At 37.2% G+C, this 18,704-nt stretch carries 19 protein-coding genes; 2 read left to right on the top strand and 17 right to left on the bottom strand.

Going from position 1 to position 18,704, the window contains the following annotated elements:
• Positions 1-189: 189 nt before the first annotated feature.
• The 14 genes from IGJ90_RS09750 to IGJ90_RS09815 all read right to left on the bottom strand — a co-directional run bounded on the left by IGJ90_RS09750 (position 190) and on the right by IGJ90_RS09815 (position 13,783).
• The gene (locus tag IGJ90_RS09750) at positions 190-1,128 is read right to left on the bottom strand and encodes a hypothetical protein (RefSeq protein ID WP_002367007.1); all 939 of its coding nucleotides are present in this window, start codon (positions 1,126-1,128) and stop codon (positions 190-192) included.
• Positions 1,129-1,535: 407 nt separating this feature from the next.
• Positions 1,536-2,786 (bottom strand): hypothetical protein, encoded by a 1,251-nt coding sequence (locus IGJ90_RS09755; RefSeq protein ID WP_002367008.1) that lies wholly within the window; start codon positions 2,784-2,786, stop codon positions 1,536-1,538.
• 347 nt (positions 2,787-3,133) lie between these two features.
• Positions 3,134-3,439 carry a hypothetical protein gene (locus IGJ90_RS09760; RefSeq protein ID WP_002367010.1) on the bottom strand — a complete coding sequence of 102 codons (306 nt, stop codon included), beginning with the start codon at positions 3,437-3,439 and terminating at the stop codon, positions 3,134-3,136.
• A gap of 70 nt (positions 3,440-3,509) precedes the next feature.
• Positions 3,510-4,904 carry a Fe-S cluster assembly protein SufB gene (gene sufB, locus IGJ90_RS09765; RefSeq protein WP_002356769.1) on the bottom strand — a complete coding sequence of 465 codons (1,395 nt, stop codon included), beginning with the start codon at positions 4,902-4,904 and terminating at the stop codon, positions 3,510-3,512.
• 18 nt (positions 4,905-4,922) lie between these two features.
• Positions 4,923-5,390 carry a Fe-S cluster assembly sulfur transfer protein SufU gene (gene sufU / locus IGJ90_RS09770; protein ID WP_002356768.1) on the bottom strand — a complete coding sequence of 156 codons (468 nt, stop codon included), beginning with the start codon at positions 5,388-5,390 and terminating at the stop codon, positions 4,923-4,925.
• Positions 5,377-6,612 (bottom strand): cysteine desulfurase, encoded by a 1,236-nt coding sequence (locus IGJ90_RS09775; protein WP_002410793.1) that lies wholly within the window; start codon positions 6,610-6,612, stop codon positions 5,377-5,379. Before IGJ90_RS09775 ends, sufU begins: the two co-directional genes overlap by 14 nt.
• A complete protein-coding gene (sufD, locus tag IGJ90_RS09780; protein ID WP_438768049.1) occupies positions 6,609-7,895 on the bottom strand; it encodes a Fe-S cluster assembly protein SufD in 1,287 nt (428 codons plus the stop codon). Before sufD ends, IGJ90_RS09775 begins: the two co-directional genes overlap by 4 nt.
• A gap of 14 nt (positions 7,896-7,909) precedes the next feature.
• Positions 7,910-8,680: a Fe-S cluster assembly ATPase SufC gene (gene sufC, locus IGJ90_RS09785; protein ID WP_002356763.1), complete on the bottom strand. Its 771-nt coding sequence runs from the start codon at positions 8,678-8,680 to the stop codon at positions 7,910-7,912.
• 369 nt (positions 8,681-9,049) lie between these two features.
• Positions 9,050-9,607, bottom strand: coding sequence for a ribosome recycling factor (gene frr, locus IGJ90_RS09790; RefSeq protein WP_002356762.1), 558 nt, complete (start codon positions 9,605-9,607; stop codon positions 9,050-9,052).
• A 3-nt stretch (positions 9,608-9,610) separates the two neighbouring features.
• A complete protein-coding gene (gene pyrH, locus IGJ90_RS09795; protein WP_002356761.1) occupies positions 9,611-10,333 on the bottom strand; it encodes a UMP kinase in 723 nt (240 codons plus the stop codon).
• A 260-nt stretch (positions 10,334-10,593) separates the two neighbouring features.
• The gene (gene tsf, locus IGJ90_RS09800; protein ID WP_002356760.1) at positions 10,594-11,475 is read right to left on the bottom strand and encodes a translation elongation factor Ts; all 882 of its coding nucleotides are present in this window, start codon (positions 11,473-11,475) and stop codon (positions 10,594-10,596) included.
• A gap of 105 nt (positions 11,476-11,580) precedes the next feature.
• Positions 11,581-12,366: a 30S ribosomal protein S2 gene (gene rpsB / locus IGJ90_RS09805; protein WP_002356759.1), complete on the bottom strand. Its 786-nt coding sequence runs from the start codon at positions 12,364-12,366 to the stop codon at positions 11,581-11,583.
• Positions 12,367-12,549: 183 nt separating this feature from the next.
• Positions 12,550-12,987, bottom strand: coding sequence for a GNAT family N-acetyltransferase (locus tag IGJ90_RS09810; RefSeq protein WP_438768051.1), 438 nt, complete (start codon positions 12,985-12,987; stop codon positions 12,550-12,552).
• 19 nt (positions 12,988-13,006) lie between these two features.
• Positions 13,007-13,783 (bottom strand): TrmH family RNA methyltransferase, encoded by a 777-nt coding sequence (locus IGJ90_RS09815; RefSeq protein WP_002356757.1) that lies wholly within the window; start codon positions 13,781-13,783, stop codon positions 13,007-13,009.
• Positions 13,784-13,889: 106 nt separating this feature from the next.
• Between IGJ90_RS09815 and IGJ90_RS09820 the strand changes: the two genes are divergently transcribed.
• On the top strand, positions 13,890-14,165 hold the full coding sequence (locus IGJ90_RS09820) for an acylphosphatase (RefSeq protein WP_002356756.1): 276 nt from the start codon (positions 13,890-13,892) through the stop codon (positions 14,163-14,165).
• Positions 14,166-14,331: 166 nt separating this feature from the next.
• Entirely contained in the window at positions 14,332-15,264 is a 933-nt protein-coding gene (gene yidC, locus IGJ90_RS09825; RefSeq protein WP_002356755.1) for a membrane protein insertase YidC, read from the top strand.
• A gap of 33 nt (positions 15,265-15,297) precedes the next feature.
• Here yidC and IGJ90_RS09830 read toward each other — a convergent pair whose 3' ends face one another.
• The 3 genes from IGJ90_RS09830 to glyQ are packed head-to-tail and all read right to left on the bottom strand — an operon-like array spanning position 15,298 to position 18,523.
• Positions 15,298-15,489, bottom strand: a complete 192-nt coding sequence (locus IGJ90_RS09830; RefSeq protein ID WP_002356753.1) for a DNA-directed RNA polymerase subunit alpha C-terminal domain-containing protein — start codon at positions 15,487-15,489, stop codon at positions 15,298-15,300.
• A gap of 39 nt (positions 15,490-15,528) precedes the next feature.
• Entirely contained in the window at positions 15,529-17,613 is a 2,085-nt protein-coding gene (gene glyS / locus IGJ90_RS09835) for a glycine--tRNA ligase subunit beta (protein WP_002367052.1), read from the bottom strand.
• A gap of 1 nt (position 17,614) precedes the next feature.
• Entirely contained in the window at positions 17,615-18,523 is a 909-nt protein-coding gene (gene glyQ / locus IGJ90_RS09840; RefSeq protein ID WP_002379669.1) for a glycine--tRNA ligase subunit alpha, read from the bottom strand.
• Between the last annotated feature and the right edge of the window lie 181 nt (positions 18,524-18,704).

Below are 18,704 nucleotides of genomic sequence, written 5' to 3' on the forward strand. Positions count from 1 at the left end.
ATAATAGTAACCATTACCTGAACAAAAATGTAACATGATCTTCTCAAGCTTTCAAAAATCTCATATCATTGTCAGGCAGAAATGTTTTCCCATTTATACATAAGTATTTATATATTTACCAATTTAAGGCATATTATTGAAACAAAGAAGAGAAACATTAAAGCCTCTCTCCTCACAATTAAATTTCGTTTAAATTGCATTTGTAGATATCATAGAAGCCAACACACTTAAACTTCTAAATTCTCTATTAGTATTAGAAGCAAGTATAAAACTTGGAAAGTCTGGGTCATACACATACAGAGCTAAATTTTCTATATCTATCTTATGAGTCTGACACATGGTGTTTATATATAGACTATCAGGATTTGTCCTTATATATTTCCCCAACATTTCAACATATTCAAAAAGTTGTTCTTTAGATAGTCCACGTATAGAATTACTAAAAAAAGCTTGTGGTAGATAAATAGTTGCTTTAACATTTTCAAACACAACTTGTATAGAAGCAGATGATTGTTCTTTGTTAAGAACTACATTTTTAATTAAGCCAACAGTCGACAGATTCTTATTGGAATCTCTCTCTGATATTTGGTGAAGAAGAACCGATATAAACGCTGGTTCTCTTGTTTTTGTACCATTTTGATCTAATTTTTCTTTACTTACTATACTATTGGGATCATACTTTATTCTAACCCCTGTCTTGACATCTTTGGAGTTAGGATCATCTGAATCCTTTTTAGACCTAGTAGTCTTTTTCTTATCTGACTTAGCTACTTTTTTTTCCTCTGGAGGATTTAAAAAATCTCTTAGCTTTTTACCCATGTTTTTATTTCTACGAGAAATACCATCATCTGATATATTTCCATTAATCTCAATATATACAGTTTCAGGGACAACCCTAATTGAGTCATCAGCATAATCACACTCTTCATTATGTTCAAAACCTTGCGGTTTTTTCAAGTAACCGCCTTCACGAGTTCTAACATAAATTAATTTCGCATCACAATTTTCATCTGGACAAAACAAGTGGTTCACGAAATCATCATAATTATTTTGATGCGGAATCCTTTTAACTTCGATAAATCTAGATTCACCATCCTTTGAATACAAAGCTTGACTAAATTTTACCATTACATCATTCCCTATCTATAATATTTTATAGAAAAGGTCGAAATTAATTCTAGTTTTGGATACTCTAAGCAAAAAAGCTTTACATTTTCAAAAACATTTGGTAAACTTCTAAGAGTCAACATTTTAGTTAGGTAATTGATTTTTGTGTTGTGTCTGCAACTAGTTTAACTAATATCAACCACGGGGATAGACTGCAATCTATGCCCTTTTTTCTATTACTTGATAATATCACAATGTATTTATACAGTCAAATCTATAACACTATATATTGTGCCTCATTCTTTTATATAGATTGTAAACAAACTATATATTAAATACGAAAAACTAATTGTAGAACGCTACCAAATCATCTGAACATAATAATTAAAGATTATCCACCCCCTACATATAGTAGGTGAAAAAATGTACTAAGATTTCAATTGGTCTATTATCCCTTCTATATTCACTATTTTCCATTCTCCTCCCTCTATCAGCCTGTTTTCAACTTCTCCTTGTTTTTCATATATCATCCTAAAATCTAATTCTTTATTTTTGCATACACCATCAAGTCTATAAACCATAGATATATATACATGACTCACTGACGCACCTTTGTCATCTATTTTAGTTATAGAACAACTATCCAATCTGATATCCTCATATTCTTTTCTAAATAGACCAGCTTTTTCTTTCACTGAAACTTTTCCATATATATTTTCAAAATACAAACTAACTGGTGTACCAAAGTTTCCTTTTTTAATGCATTCTAAAAATTTAATAGCATTGGCTTCTGGTGTCCCATCTTTAATAGTAAAGTGCTCATAACCATTTTCAAATTTTCTTGGTTGCCATTCTTCAAGTAGCTTATCCATTTTTTGTAACTTCTTTTTGTGATCAGTATATTTCCTAGCTATATCAAAAAAACTTGTTTCTCTACTTTTCTTTTTCTCTTCTAGATACTCTTCTCTTCTTTTTTCTTCACTTTCTAAAGACTGAATCCAGTCATTCACATAAAATAAAATGGCAAATGTCTTAATAGCAACTATCTTATTATTATATTTCAATTCCCTACCATGTAGTATACCGTTTCTATAAGGTAAATAAATCGGTTCTACATTAGTTTTTGTTCTATTTTTCTTTAAAATATCTACAAGAGAATTTAGTCCTGTAGAATGACCTGCAATACTATCCCATACGTCTAAATCTGTCGTATCAGCAAATAACCCTGTTGGTTTAATGTCATTAACTATACCATCAACCAACATTAACACAATTGGGATACAGCTATGATATCTTTCCTCAAAATAGTCTTTTTTAGCCAAATTTAGTAACTCAGCTCTTTCCTTGAATATAGGTCTATAAGATAACATGTTAATTAGCCATTCTAGCTTTCCTTCATAATAATTTATAAGAAGACTTTCCCCATCTATTCCCTGTTCCACACATTCTTTCATTACTTTAACATCTAAAGAATCATGCGCAATCCATCCTCTAGAAGAAAATATTTCATTAAACTTATCTGGTAATTCTTTAATTTCTATTATCCTTTTTTCTAGCAAATCAAAATCTTCATCAATTTTAATACCAAATAATGAAGAAATACTGCTTAGAAGTTTAGCTCCTTGTATACTTTCTTCTAAATCATGTATAGTTTCATTTTTAGCTATCTTATCTCCCATTCAATCACCTCGTTTCTTATTATATCATCCTTCTTTAGCCAAGGATAACCAATAGAAGCTATATGAAATATTTGTAGGTCTGTCTCATCTACAATAACTCCCACAACTATGTAGTACTTTTTAAGGATTTTCAACCAAAAACTATTTTTCATTTCATCTGTATTTGAAACATAAAAACCGTTCTACCTCAACGTTTATAAGCCTTTTTTTCATTTCGTTTCATGTATCAAAACTTATTAACCTTTTACAAAAGTCAAAAAAAGAATACCCCCAGTGAGCACTGTAGCTCATTTAAAGGATACCCTCAGTACGGTCAAATAATAACGGGGTAGGATTCTATATCCTATTCATCCAATTCCTTGTATCATTCTACCGAAGGTATGATTAGCTTGAGTTGGTTGTACTTCAATTAGAGTAAGAGTGTACCCCGTTTTCAGTGGCTCTTTTAAACTTACTGTTATCCCTTCTCCCACATTCTGCTGAACAGATAGGCTAATTGCTTCTGATATAGCTTGCTGATCATTTGGAATAGACTCATCAACATAAATAGAAAAGTAACGTAATCTATCTATACAGATATTGCGAACAGCGCCCCTAAGAAAACTGGTCAAGAGTTTGCTGATATGATGGCTCATCAGTAAAAAGCTGGTCATTTCTACTATCAAGACAAAATAAAAAAGCTAGAATCCTTATAGATTAAGGGTTCTAGCTCCTATAACAGGTTTATCCCACACTGCCTTCCATCTCATAACTAATCAACCGATTCAACTCAACCGCATATTCCATCGGTAATTCTTTCGTAAATGGTTCAACAAAGCCCATAACAATCATTTCTGTCGCTTCGGCTTCAGATAAGCCGCGACTCATTAAATAATATAATTGTTCTTCAGAAATTTTTGAAACTTTGGCTTCGTGTTCTAAGGACACTTGGCTGTTATGGATTTCGTTAAACGGAATCGTATCTGATTTTGATTTTTCGTCCATGATAATCGTGTCACATTCGATGTGGGAAATCGAGCCTGCGCTGTCTTTGCCAAAAGTCACTTGGCCACGGTAATTAACTTCGCCGCCGTCTTTAGCAATTGATTTTGAAACAATTGAGCTAGAGGTATTCGGCGCATTGTGAATCATTTTGGCCCCAGTATCTTGGATTTGGTTAGCGCCAGCAAAGGCAATCGATAACATCGTGCCACGGGCACCTTTGCCATCTAAGTAAACGCTTGGGTATTTCATGGTTGTTTTAGCTCCTAGGTTCCCATCAATCCATTCGACAGTGGCACCTTCGTAAGCTTTAGCACGTTTGGTTACTAAGTTGTAAACGTTATCTGACCAGTTTTGAATAGTGGTATAACGACAATAAGCATCTTTTCTTGTGAAAATTTCTACGATGGCCGCATGCAAGCTGTTACTTGAATACGTGGGTGCCGTACATCCTTCAACATAGTGAACGCTGGCTCCTTCATCGACAATAATCAAGGTCCGTTCAAATTGGCCGGTATTTTCAGCGTTGATTCGGAAATATGTTTGTAATGGTACATCAACTCGAACGCCTTTTGGTACATAAATAAAGGTTCCACCTGACCAAACAGCTGAGTTTAAAGCGGCCAGTTTATTATCTGTTGGTGGCACAAGTTTTGAAAAATACTCTTTGAATAAGTCAGGATATTCTTTTAAAGCAGAGTCGGTATCTGTAAAAATGATGCCTAATTTTTCAAATTCTTCTTTCATATTGTGGTAAACAACTTCTGATTCATATTGAGCAGAAGCCCCAGCTAGATAAGCACGCTCAGCTTCGGGAATCCCAATTTTTTCAAAGGTTTCTTTGATTTTATCAGGTACATCATCCCAATCGCGTGCGGGTTTATCACTCGGTTTTTGGTAATATTTAATTTTACTAAAGTCAATATCTGACAGGTCTGGACCCCATTCTTGCATGGGCATTTTATTGAATTGTTCTAACGATTTTAAACGGAAGTCAAGCATCCATTCTGGTTCGCCTTTCACGCGAGAAATTTCGCGAACGACGTCTTCTGTTAGGCCGTCTCCGGTACTAAAGACTGGTTCCACATCGTCGTGAAAGCCAAATTTATATTCTTCTAATTCAGGTACTGTACTCAATTCGTCGTCACCCTTTCTTTATTTTTCACAATGTAAATGACCGGCTTCGCCTTGGCCGTTATTAGCAACAGCCTGCTCTAAGGCTTTCCAAGCCAGGGTTGCACATTTAATCCGAGCTGGAAATTTAGCTACGCCGCTTAACATTGCTGCATCGCCTAATTTTTCATCTTCGGCCACTTCATTTCCTTGAACAAGTTGAGAGAAATCCTCTGCTAAGGCCGTTGCTTCGGCGATTGTTTTTCCTAAGACTGCATCAGTCATCATACTAGCACTGGCTGTACTGATGGAACAGCCACTTCCTTGAAAGGCGATATCTTTAATCACACCGTCTTCAATGGCCACATCCAGTTCAATCACATCTCCACAAGTAGGATTATTCAGTTCAATTGTTTGGCTAGACGCATCTAGCGTTCCGTGGTGATGTGGGTGGCTAGAATGGTCCAAAATGACTTGGCGATATAAGTTATCTAATTTAGAAAGTGCCATGCTGGAAAAACTCCTTTGTCGCTTTAATCGCTTCAACTAAGCGATCTGCGTCTTCTTTGGTATTGTATAAATAAAAACTTGCCCGTGCGGTTGCTGGCACGCTCAAATAGTTTAATAACGGTTGCGCGCAATGGTGACCCGCTCTGACAGCGACCCCTTCCATATCTAACGCCGTAGCCACATCATGTGGATGTAAACCGTCAATATTAAAAGCAATCACACCTGTGTGGTCTTTTGGATTCTGTGGACCATAAATCGTCAAGCCCTCGATAGCTTGCAACTTCGGCAAAACATAGTGAACAAGGGCTGCTTCATGTTGATGAATGGCCTCTAAACCAATTTCTGTTAAATAATCAATGGCGGCACCTAAGGCAATTGCCCCAGCAATATTAGGTGTGCCAGCTTCAAATTTCCATGGAAGCTCTTTCCAAGTACTTTCTTGAAGATGAACAAAGTCAATCATTTCGCCACCAAATTCCACAGGTTCCATTTGTTCCAATAAATGACGTTTGCCATAAAGGACACCAATTCCAGTTGGTCCACACATTTTGTGACCACTAAATGCATAAAAATCAGCATCGATGGCTTGAACGTCCACAGGCATATGAGGAACTGCTTGCGCGCCGTCTACCACCATCACAGCGCCATTTTGATGAGCTAATTGTGTTAATTCTTCGATTGGATTAATGACCCCTAACACATTTGAAACATGAGCAATCGAAACAATTTTCGTTTTTTCTGTAATTTGTTGACGTGCACTTGCCATATCTAAAAAGCCGTCTTCAGTGACGTCTATATACTTCAAAATGGCCCCTGTACGTTGAGCTAATTGTTGCCAGGGAATAATGTTTGAATGATGTTCCATGTAAGATATGACGATTTCATCCCCGGCTGTAACTGCCAAGTCACCATAACTTTTGGCAATCCAATTCAAACTGGTTGTTGTTCCTCGTGTAAATAAAACTTCCGCTGTTTCTTTAGCATGGATAAATTGGCGAACCTTTTCGCGGGAGGCTTCATAGTCCTTCGTTGCTCGTTCGGCTAACGTGTGCACCCCACGATGAACATTGGCATTATCGGTTTCATAATAATGTCGTAAAATATCTAACACTGCCGTTGGTTTTTGGGTTGTCGCAGCATTGTCTAAATAAACTAGCGGTTCATCATTAACTTCTTGAAATAAAATAGGAAACGATTGACGAATGGTTGCTGCATCCATCATGCGTTTAACTTCCCTTCAATTACTTCTACAAATTCATTTTGTACTTCTTTAACTGGAATTGCTGTAATGACAGAACCTAGGAAGCCACGAATCACCAAACGTTCCGCTTCTTCTTTACGCAAGCCGCGGCTCATTAAATAATACATTTCTTCTGGATCTACTCGACCAACGCTGGCTGCGTGTCCGGCAGTCACTTCATTTTCATCAATTAAAAGAATTGGATTGGCATCACCACGAGCTTTATCAGACAGCATTAAAACACGACTTTCTTGCTGTGCGTCGGCTCCTTTTGCTCCTTTTAAAATGTGGCCAATTCCGTTAAACGTTAAAGTACCACGTTCACGAATAACTCCATGTTGTAAAATATGACCAATTGAATGTGGCGCTTTGTTTGTCACTCGTGTGTCGATGCCTTGTGTTTGTTTACCTGCACTAATTGCAACAACTTTAACTTCTGAATGAGCGCCTTCGCCAACTAAATCAGAATCAAAATCAGCCACAACATCGCCATCATTCATGACGCCTAGAGCCCAATCAACAGAGGCATCCCGCATAATATAGCCACGACGATTCATATAAGTCGTTACAGTTTGCCCTAATTGATCCACGGCTGAGTATTTAACTTTTGCGCCATCTTTCGCAATCACTTCCACAACGATATTTCCAGAAGCTTTCTCTGCGTGATGACCAGTTGATTGAAAACGTTCTAAATAACTGAATTCACTATGATTATCTGCAACGATTAAAACATGTTTAAAGAAAGGTTGGTTGCTATCTGAATCCTGAATAAACAAAGATTCAATGGGCTCTTCAATCACTACGTTTTTAGGAACGTATAAGAAAACGCCACTATTCATGAAAGCTGCATGAGCTGCTGTCAGCTTATCCTCTTCTGGTAATACGGCTTTAGTCATATAGTATTCTTTAACTAATTCTGGGTGCTCTTGTAAAGCAGTAAAAATGTCTGTAAAAATTACCCCTTGTTCCGCTAATGAGGCTGGCAATTGCTCAAAAGCATGAAAAGATCCTTGTTGGACAATTAAAGGATTGTCTTTCATTTGATCAAAACTTGCGACATTTCCTTCAGAAGGCACATAACTTTCCATGTGAACATTTAATAAAGGCCAACGATGAAATTTCACACGATCAATATGTGGTAACTCACTTTCGTCAGCGTTTTTTAAAGCCGTTGTTCGCAATTCAGTCATCCAATCTGGTTCTTCATGTTCTAGTGAAAAAGCGGTGACTTCGTCAAGATAATCCATTAGATTTACTTTTTTCATTTATCTTGTCCTCCTTACGCTTCTTCTTTGTAATCAATACCTAATTCTTGGCTGATACCAGCATAGCCTTCTGTTTCTAAACGTTTTGCCAAATCAGCCCCACCGGTTTTCACAACGCGGCCTTCCATCATGATATGAACAACATCTGGCGTGATATAGTTCAATAAGCGTTGATAATGGGTAATAATTAACGCACCAAAGTTCTCGCCACGCATTTCATTAACCCCTTTAGAAACTACTTTTAACGCATCGATATCTAAGCCTGAATCAATTTCATCTAAAATGGCAAACGTTGGCTCTAACATCAATAATTGTAAAATTTCATTTCGTTTTTTCTCGCCGCCAGAAAAACCTTCGTTTAAGTAACGCTCAGCCATTTCTTCAGGCATATTTAATAATTCCATTTTGCTATCTAATTTTTTTAAGAACTGCATGACTGACATTTTGTTGTCTTCGTCACGTTTTGCATTGATTGCTGCACGCATGAATTCAGCATTGGTAATTCCTGGAATTTCGCTTGGGTATTGCATTGCTAAGAATAAACCTAAGCGAGCGCGTTCGTCTACTTCTAAATCTAAAACGTTGACGCCGTCAAATAGAATTTCTCCTTCTGTGACTTCATAGTTAGGATTTCCCATAATTGCTGCTGATAAAGTAGATTTACCAGTTCCATTAGGTCCCATAATTGCATGGATTTCTCCAGTATTAATTGTTAAATCGACTCCTTTTAGAATCTTTTTATCTTCAATTGATACGTGTAAATTTTTGATTTCTAACACAGACATGTACAATTCCCTCCAACTTGTTTTAATCGTTTTTCCGTTCTCACTCATTTTAGCCTAATTGAGAATGAATCGCAAATTACAATTGCTAAAAATAACAACTCTTATCATCAAATTTTAGGATTCAATTTGTGAAGGAAAATTTTAAAAGGCTGATATTTCAAAGTTTCTCTATATTTTTAAGTGATCGTCCCTACACAAAGAAAAAAATTCTGGTAGAATAAAAAAATTTATTAAAGAAAGCGTTTTCTTAAATGATTACTTTAGAATGACTTTCGCAAAGAGAGATTTGAGATACGCCTTCCTCATCTATACAAAAAAATCCAGAGCATTTGCTTCTCTGGATTCAATAATTTTTATTAGTGATTGGTTTTATACTTCTAAAAGTTCTTGTTCTTTTTCAGCAGTAATCGCATCGATATTTTTGATGCTATCATCTGTTAATTTTTGAACATCTTTTTCAAATGAACGTAATTCATCTTCGGTGATGTCGCCATTTTTTTGAGCTTTTTTCAACTCATCCATTGCATCACGACGAACGTTACGGACAGCAACTTTTGAGTTTTCCGCTTCTTTTTTCACGTCTTTGGCTAATTCTTTCCGACGTTCTTCCGTTAATTGTGGAATCACTAAACGGATGACATTTCCATCATTGGTTGGGCTAATGCCGATATCACTCATTTGAATAGCTTTTTCAATGTCAGCGATAGAATTTTTGTCAAACGGTGTAATCATTAATACACGTGCTTCTGGGATATTGATACTTGCTAATTGGTTAACTGGTGTTGGTGCACCATAATATTCTACTTGAATACGGTCTAATAGACTTGCGTTCGCACGACCAGCACGAATTTGACCTAATTCACGGCGTAAGCTTTCTTCCGCTTTTGTCATTTTTTCTTTGGCTGTTGCTAAAACTTCTTTAGACATTCTTTATTTCCCCCTTACAGTTGTTCCGATATTTTCACCAAGGATGGCACGACGGATATTTCCTGCTTCATTTAGGTTAAAGACAACTAAAGGAATATCGTTATCCATACTTAATGAGCTTGCTGTTGAATCCATTACTTGTAGCCCTTTAGAAATAACATCTAAATGTGTTAGTTCTTCAAATTTTGTCGCTGTTTCATCCACACGTGGATCCGCAGAATAAACACCATCAACATTGTTCTTCGCCATTAAGATGACGTCCGCATCTACTTCTGCAGCTCGTAACGCAGCCGTTGTATCTGTCGAGAAGTAAGGATTTCCTGTTCCTCCGGCAAAAATAACAACGCGGCCTTTTTCTAAATGACGTTCTGCACGACGACGAATGTATGGTTCTGCAATTTGACGCATTTCAATTGATGTTTGAACACGTGTAGGCACACCAAGATTTTCTAATGTATCTTGCAATGCTAAGGCATTCATCACAGTAGCTAACATGCCCATATAATCCGCTTGTGCACGTTCCATGCCCATTTGAGCACCAATTTGTCCACGCCAGATGTTTCCGCCGCCAACCACGATGGCCATTTCGATACCTAATTCATGGACCTCTTTAATTTCTTGGACGATTTCTTTAATGACTGGTGGTTTAATGCCAAAACCGTCTTCTCCGGCTAGCGCTTCTCCACTTAACTTTAATACGACACGTTGATACTTAGGTTTAACCATCATAATTCCCTCCAAGATTCTCTAAAAATCATTCAATTCCTCATTTAGATGACTTTTCACCAAAATGATTTTTTAGACCAAGCAGTGCGATCCACTGGTTTTGCCTAAAAAAAGGGAGCGCATATCAAAGTTATGCGTTCCCAAATGGCTGAAAGACTGCCTTGAATCAAGCAGTAATCAATTTATGCAGCTTCCTTTGGGGATCGCTGTCTGTTTAGATACTTATGATTCACGGCTTTTCAACCGAGCGTTTGATGCTCTTAGTTTTTCATTTGGCTCATTACTTCATCCGCAAAGTTATCTTCACGTTTTTCGATACCTTCGCCAACTTCAAAACGTACGAATGATTTTACTTCGCCGCCTTTAGAAGCAACAAATTTTTCGACAGTCATATCTGGATCTTTAACAAATGGTTGGTCAACCAAAGCGATTTCTGCTTTGAATTTTTGTAGACGACCAACAACCATTTTTTCAACGATATTTGCTGGTTTACCTTCGTTTAATGCTTGTTCAGTTAACACAGCTTTTTCGTGTTCTAATTCTTCTTGAGGAATTTGAGATTCATTGACATAGCGAGGGTTGATTGCCGCGATGTGCATAGCAACATCTTTCGCTACTTCTTCGTCAGTTGTGCCATCGATAACTGTTAATACAGCAATACGGCCACCCATGTGTAAGTAAGCGCCAAATGCAGCATTGTCAGCTTTTTCGACAACTTCAAAACGACGGAAGCTGATTTTTTCACCGATAACAGTTGTTGCTTCGATTAAATCAGATTCGATTGTGCCTTTTTCAGTTTTAATAGCCATTGCTTCTTCCATCGTAGCTGGTTTGTTTTCAGCAACTTTAGTCGCAATATCTTTAACTAAATCTTGGAACATTTCGTTTTTAGAAACGAAGTCAGTTTCTGAGTTTACTTCAACGATTGCTGCAACGTTACCTACAGTTGCTACGTTTGCTAAACCTTCAGCCGCAATGCGGTCATTTTTCTTCGCTGCTTTAGCCATACCATTTTCACGTAAAAAGTCTACGGCTTTTTCCATGTCGCCTTCTACTTTTACTAATGCTTTTTTAGCGTCCATCATTCCAACGCCAGTCATATCGCGTAATTCTTTTACCATTTTAGCTGTAACGTCTGCCATTATTTGTGTCCTCCTCGGATATTATCAATTCTTTTTAAAAAAGCTATCTCAAAGGAGAATCAGGCTTTTTGTCGCCTAGCCTTTGAGACAGCTCCGTAATCATTATTATTCAGCTGATTCGTTGTTTCCTTCAACAACATCAACGATTTCTTCGATTGAAGTTGCTTCTGGTGTTTCTTCAACGAATAACTCTTCAGTTGCTTGGTCTTCCCCTTGGTTACCTTCGATGAAAGCATCAGCCATTTTAGCAGTGATTAATTTCACGGCGCGGATTGCATCATCATTTGAAGGAATTACAACATCGATCTCATCAGGATCACAGTTTGTATCAACCATTGCAACGATTGGAATGTTTAATTTGTGTGCTTCTTGAACAGCAATGCGTTCTTTACGTGGGTCAACGATATACATTACATCTGGAATTCTTGGCATATCAGCGATACCACCTAAGAATTTTTCTAAACGTTCACGTTCTTTGTTTAAGCCAGCAACTTCTTTCTTAGGTAAAACTTCGAAAGTGCCGTCTTCTTCCATTGCATTGATTTTTTTCAAGCGAGCAATACGTTTTTGGATTGTATCCCAGTTAGTTAACGTACCACCTAACCAACGATGGTTTACATAGTATTGACCAGCGCGGATTGCTTCATCTTTGATTGCTTCTTGTGCTTGTTTTTTAGTTCCTACGAATAAAGCAACGCCGCCTTCTTCTGCAACGTTTTTCATGTAATCGTAAGCTGCATCTACTAATTTCACTGTTTTTTGTAAGTCAATGATGTAGATACCGTTTCTTTCTGTGAAGATATATTTCTTCATTTTTGGGTTCCAGCGACGAGTTTGGTGACCAAAGTGTACGCCGGCTTCTAGTAATTGTTTCATAGAAATTACTGCCATGTTGTGTTTCCTCCAGTTTGGTTTTTATTTTCCTCTTCTTTTCGTCAACTCCTTGAAGAACTACCGTAGTAGCACCACTTCGCAGATGGAAAAGAATGTGGATTTCGTGTGTGAAAATCACACCTTTAACAGTATAAGATATTTTCAGAAAAATAGCAAGCCTTAAAACTAGAAATGTCGCTCCTACTGCGCTTGCCAAACAAGATGACATTCTTCGTTTCCCGTTTCATCGATGGTTCGCTTTTGTTGGACAAAGCCTTGTTTTTGATAAAAGGCGTAAGCTGCTTGATTTTCCCTGTAAACAGCCAAAGATAAGACATCCTGTTCTTCTTTTGCTTCTTGCAGTAATTTCTGGCCGATGCCCCTCCCTTGAAACGCTTTTTTTATAAAAATTCCTGCGATATAGTTATCCATTAAGCCTAAAAACCCAATTATCTGACCCTCTTCTTCCGCTAAGATCAGTGTTGCTTTTGGCAACGCAGCGCGGACAAATGCCTTATTTTCTTGCCAATAAGTTGGTGCGACAAATGGATGAGCTTCTAGATTCGTTTGCAGCCAAATAGCCATAATGGTTTCTAATTCTTTTTCTGTTAACTGGGTTGTCTTTTTGATAGTCAGCATTTTTTGACACTCGTTTCTGTTATTGATTATTTTCAAAATAAAACATTAACACGCCCGCTGCGATAGCGACATTCAATGATTCTGCTTGACCTTTCATTGGAATATAAAGATTTTTCGTGGTTTCTGCTAACAATTCTGGCGAAACTCCACTACCTTCATTGCCTAAAATCAACGCATAATTTTCCACTGCCTCTTGTTCATAATAAGCAATCGCAGCTTCATTTAATTCTGTACCGAAAACTGGTAGTCCTTGCTTCTTGAATGCCTGAACCACTTCAGTCAACTCTCGTTGGAGAACTGGTAAATGATAGTGACTTCCCTGCATTGAGCGCAACACTTTTGTATTGTAAATATCTGCTGTGCCCTTACCTAAAATCACGCCTGCTAAACCTGCTGCATCAGCTGTGCGAATCATCGTACCAACATTGCCAGGGTCTTGGATATTATCTAAAAGTAACCAACCACCTTTAAAAGAAAGCGACTGCTCTTGTTGCGTTTCCAAGGTGACAATTGCCAAAATTCCTTGTGAAGTTGGCAGCTCCGACAAACTATTTAAAACCTCATCACTAACAAAAATTAATTTTTCTGTTTCTTGTTCAGCTAACCAAGTTCCCCATTCTTGTTGACCTCTTTGGTTAAACAAAATCCACTGGACATCGGCATTGGCCTTCACAGCTTCTTCAACTAAATGAAATCCTTCTATTATATATTGGTTCAGTTCTTCTCGGTACTTCTTTTTGTGTAATTTTTTCCATTCTTTTAATTGGTTATTTTTCGTTGATGTAATTTCTTTCATAAGTCACCTCGCCTTTGTATTATAGCATGCTTCTAGCTTGCTTGGATACTTGCTAGAACCAAGAAAAATCGCTATCATAAAGAAAAAAGCAAAGGAAGTGTCTCTCATGGAAAAACTAAGAATGAATGTACAAGGACGTGTCCAAGGTGTTGGCTTCCGCTACATGACCAAAATGGTGGCAGATCAATTAGGTGTCACTGGTTCGGTGAAGAACGAAGACGACGGGTCCGTTTCAATCACAGCAATTGCACCTGAAGACATAATGGAAACATTTATCAAAAAAATCAAAGATTCCCCCAGTCCAGCGGGACGTGTAACGTATGTTGATATTCAAGAAGACCCTTTGTTAGAAGAAACGGAACAATTTAAAGTGATTCAATAAACTTACTTTCTAACGATTGATTTCTTTGGGAAGAAGCCTTGAACAGCAAGTAGTTCCTGCTTTTTATTGATTTTTGTAAGAGCTTCTTTTCGATTTTGATTGAAAAAGAGCGCTGTTTCAAGTATAGTTAACCATGTAAAAATTTTTTAGAAAAGGACCGAATTACATGCGTAAATTAAACCGATGGCTTTACGGCTCTGGCTTACTATTTTTAGTAATGTTTTTATCAGGCTGTGTGAAAACAGGAGCAGATGGACAACCAACTGGTGAAGGTTTTGTCTATAACTTCCTTGTTTTACCGATGAGTAATGCAATTACTTATCTTGTCGATAACTTTAATTGGAACTATGGTTGGGCGATTATTTTTATCACCATTATTGTACGGATCATTATTTTACCGTTAGGCTTACATCAATCGAAAAAAAGCTTTATCCAAACGGAAAAAATGCAAGCAATCAAACCCCAAGTGGATGTTGCACAAGCAAAAATGAAACAAGCAAGTACGCGTGAAGAACAAATGGCCGCACAAGCAGAACTACAAAAGATTTATAAAGAAAACAATGTGAGTATGGTTGGCGGAATTGGTTGTTTGCCTTTATTAATTCAAATGCCTATTTTCTCTTCTCTGTTCTTTGCTGCTCGTTATACAAAAGGTATTGCCACGGCAAGCTTCTTAGGAATGAATTTAGGGCAACCAAATATGATTTTAGTGGCATTAGCTGGTTTAGCCTATTTAGCTCAAGGTTATATTTCAATGATTGGTATTCCTGAAGAACAAAAGAAAACAATGAAATCAATGCTGATTGTTTCACCATTAATGATTGTTTTCATGTCCTTTAGCTCACCTGCAGGCGTAGCGCTTTACTGGGTAGTTGGTGGTATTTTCACATGTATTCAATCTGCCATCACAAATATCCTCTTACGTCCAAGAATTAAAAAACAAGTACAAGAAGAATTGAAAAATAACCCACCAAAACAAGTGGTTACTCCTATCAAGGATGTGACACCAAAAGAAACAAACAAAGTAACGCAAAAAACGAACCAACCAAAAGCAAACGGCAATAAAGGTCGTAATGCTGGAAAACAAAAACGTAAATAAAAAAAGGATCGCCTCTAAACGGCGATCCTTTTTTTACTTCAATTCTTTCCCAGTCATCTCTTCAATAGTTCGAATAGACTTTGGACCAAAGCCATGCAACGAAAGTAACGCTTTTCGGCCTCGTGCGTAGAGTTCATCCACACTGTCGATTTTTTCATTCGTTAGCGCACGAACAGCTGGCTTTGATAATTGTGTTAAAATTTGTTCAAATGTTGTTTCTAGCATACTGTCGGTTCCTCCTTAGCGGTCGAAAAACAGCGCTTTTTATTTCACAATTAATAAATCTAAGCTAGCAATTGATAACGCCATTTTAGCAATTTGCATTAATTGTTTTAATCGGTTTTGTTTGACTTTTTCATCCTCAACCATAACCATCGTTTCATTGAAGTACGCATCAATTAACGGACGTAGATTTACTAGTGCTTCATAGTTTTCTGCAATCGTGCGTGTCGCAAATGCTTCAGATAAATCGTTAACTGCTTGATACAGTTCTTTTTCTGCCTTATTTTCAAACAGACTTGGATCAATCCCTTCTTCAGTATCACCTAAAAGTTCTTGACCTTTTTTCGCTAAATTAATAACACGCGTTAAGGCTTCCATTGATGGTTTAAAATCTTGATCTTCAAAACGGCTTTTTAAAATATTCGCTGAAGCAAATAATTTTGATAAATCGGCTTGCTCAGCAGACACCACTGCATCGATAATGTCATGGCGAACATTTTTCGTCATTAATAATTGACGTAAGCGAGCTTTCACAAATTCAACGACTTCTGCTTGTCCTTCGTTTAGTAAAACGCCATATTTCTCAACATCTTGATTCACTGCTTCATCAACTTCTGTTTGTAATTGGACTAATGGGAAGGTCCAGCCTTTATCTTCAATAATTCGGATAACGCCATAGGTTTGACGACGAAGTGCATAAGGATCGTTAGAACCTGTTGGAATCATACCAACTGAGAAGAATGAAAAGACGCTGTCAAGCTTATCGGCTAAGGCCAAAACAGCCCCGATTGCTGTTTCTGGCAATTCACCTTCACTGGAAGTTGGTAAATAATGTTCTCGAATCGCCGTTGCTACGGCTGGTTTTTCGCCTTGTAATAAGGCATATTTTTCTCCCATAATTCCTTGTAATTCTGGGAATTCACCAACCATATTTGTTACTAAGTCAAATTTATAAATTTCAGAGGCACGTTTTAAATCTTCCAATTCATCCTCAGATAAGCCAACTTTTCGACCAATGATTTGTGCAATTAAAGCAACCCGTTGCATTTTTTCATAAATTGAGCCAATCTTTTCATGGAAAGTCACATTTTTTAGTTTTTCAACACATGCTTCAATCGTTAATTTTTTATCTTCATTGTAAAAGAATTCTGCATCTTCTAAACGAGCAATTAACACTTTTTCATTTCCTTTAATCACGTTTTCAAGGTGAACATTATCCCCATTGCGAACAGCGATAAAATGCGGCATTAATAAGCCTTGGTCGTTACGAACTTCAAAGTAACGTTGGTGTTCTTTCATAGAAGTCACTAATACTTCATCTGGAACAGATAAATATTTTTCATCAAAACTGCCTACAAATGCAGTTGGATATTCCACTAAATTCGTAACTTCTTCCAATAACTCTTCATCTAAAGCTAACTGCCAATTTTTTTCTGCAGCGAGTGCGTTCGCTTGATCAACAATCATTTGTTTCCGTTCATTCGGTTGAACCACTACAAATTGTTCTTTTAATTTTGTTTCATATTCATTAGCGTGTTGGAACGTCACATCGTCTCCCAAGAAACGGTGTCCACGAGAAGTTTGCCCTGTCGTCACCTCTAACACTTTGAAAGGAATTACTTCATCATCAAGTAGTGCCACAATCCAATGAATTGGACGAATATATTCGAAATCATAGTTTGCCCAGTGCATTGTTACCGGGAAAGTTAGACTTGTAATCACGTCATTTAATTTTGTTAATACCTCTTTGGCACTTTGGCCTTTGGTAAACTTCGTCACATAGACATATTCGACACCATTTAATTCTTTGAAAACAATGTCCTCAGTTGTAACTCCTTGGCCGCGTACAAAACCTTGTGCAGCTTTTGACCAATTTCCTTCAGCATCTAAAGCAATTTTTTTCGCTGGACCTTTTACTTCTTCTTCAACATCCGCTTGTTTTTCAGGAATCGCAGTTACTTTCACGGCTAAACGACGAGGTGTGGCAAAGGATTGCACTGTTTCATAGTCTAAATGATGTTCATCTAAAAATTTGATTACTTTTTCTTCAAGTTGGATACGGCTTGGTGTGACAACATGTGCGGGCATTTCTTCTAAGCCAATTTCTAATAATAAATCTTTTGCCATGTTATTCTGCCTCCTTGGATACACTTTGATCTTTATTTAATAATGGGAACCCTAATTTTTCACGTTCAGCCACAAAAATTTTCGCTACGGAACGAGCCATATTCCGAATGCGGGCTAAATATCCTGCACGTTCCGTTACAGAGACAGCGCCGCGAGCATCTAATAAATTGAATGTATGGCTACATTTTAAAATATAATCATAGGCTGGGTGAACTAAGCTTTCTTCAATACAGCGTTTAGCTTCTTTTTCAAATTTGTCAAAGTTTTCTAAAAGCATTTCTTGGTTACTAATTTCAAAGGAATATTTTGAATGTTCATATTCAGGTTGCACAAAAATTTCACCATATTTAACGCCTTGTGTCCATTCTAAATCATAGACACTTTCGACTTCTTGGATATATGATGCTAAGCGTTCTAACCCGTAAGTAATTTCAGAAGTGACAGGATGACATTGTAAGCCCCCGACTTGTTGGAAATACGTAAATTGGGTAATTTCCATGCCATCTAACCAAACTTCCCAACCTAAACCAGCACAGCCCATTGAAGGATTTTCCCAGTTATCTTCTACAAAACGAATGTCATGTTCTAATGGATCAATTCCTAATAATTTCAAACTTTCTAGATAAAGTTCTTGGATATTTTCAGGAGAAGGCTTCATTACAACTTGGAATTGATGATGTTGGTATAGACGGTTTGGATTTTCACCATAGCGTCCATCAGCTGGACGACGAGAAGGTTCTACGTAGGCAGCATTCCATGGTTCAGGTCCAATGGCACGTAAAAACGTGTAAGGACTCATGGTGCCGGCTCCCTTTTCTGTATCATAGGCTTGCATTAACATACAGCCATTAGATGACCAAAATTTTTGCAAGGTTAAAATCATTTCTTGTACGGTTAACTTGTTTTTCATTGTTTTCCTCCTTGGAATATTTTTTATAGACATAGGGATTGGCTTTGCTTCGGGAATGTAAATTTAAAAAGGGCTACAGAGAAACAATTTTGTAGAATGGGATAATTTTTATGCTGTTCATCATCTACTCTGTCGCCTTTGCGCCAATTGAGCTTTTTTGAATAAACGTTACTATTTTTTC

The sequence above is a fragment of the Enterococcus sp. AZ129 genome (assembly GCF_051714505.1).
In the GTDB taxonomy this organism is placed as follows: Bacteria; Bacillota; Bacilli; order Lactobacillales; family Enterococcaceae; genus Enterococcus; species Enterococcus faecalis.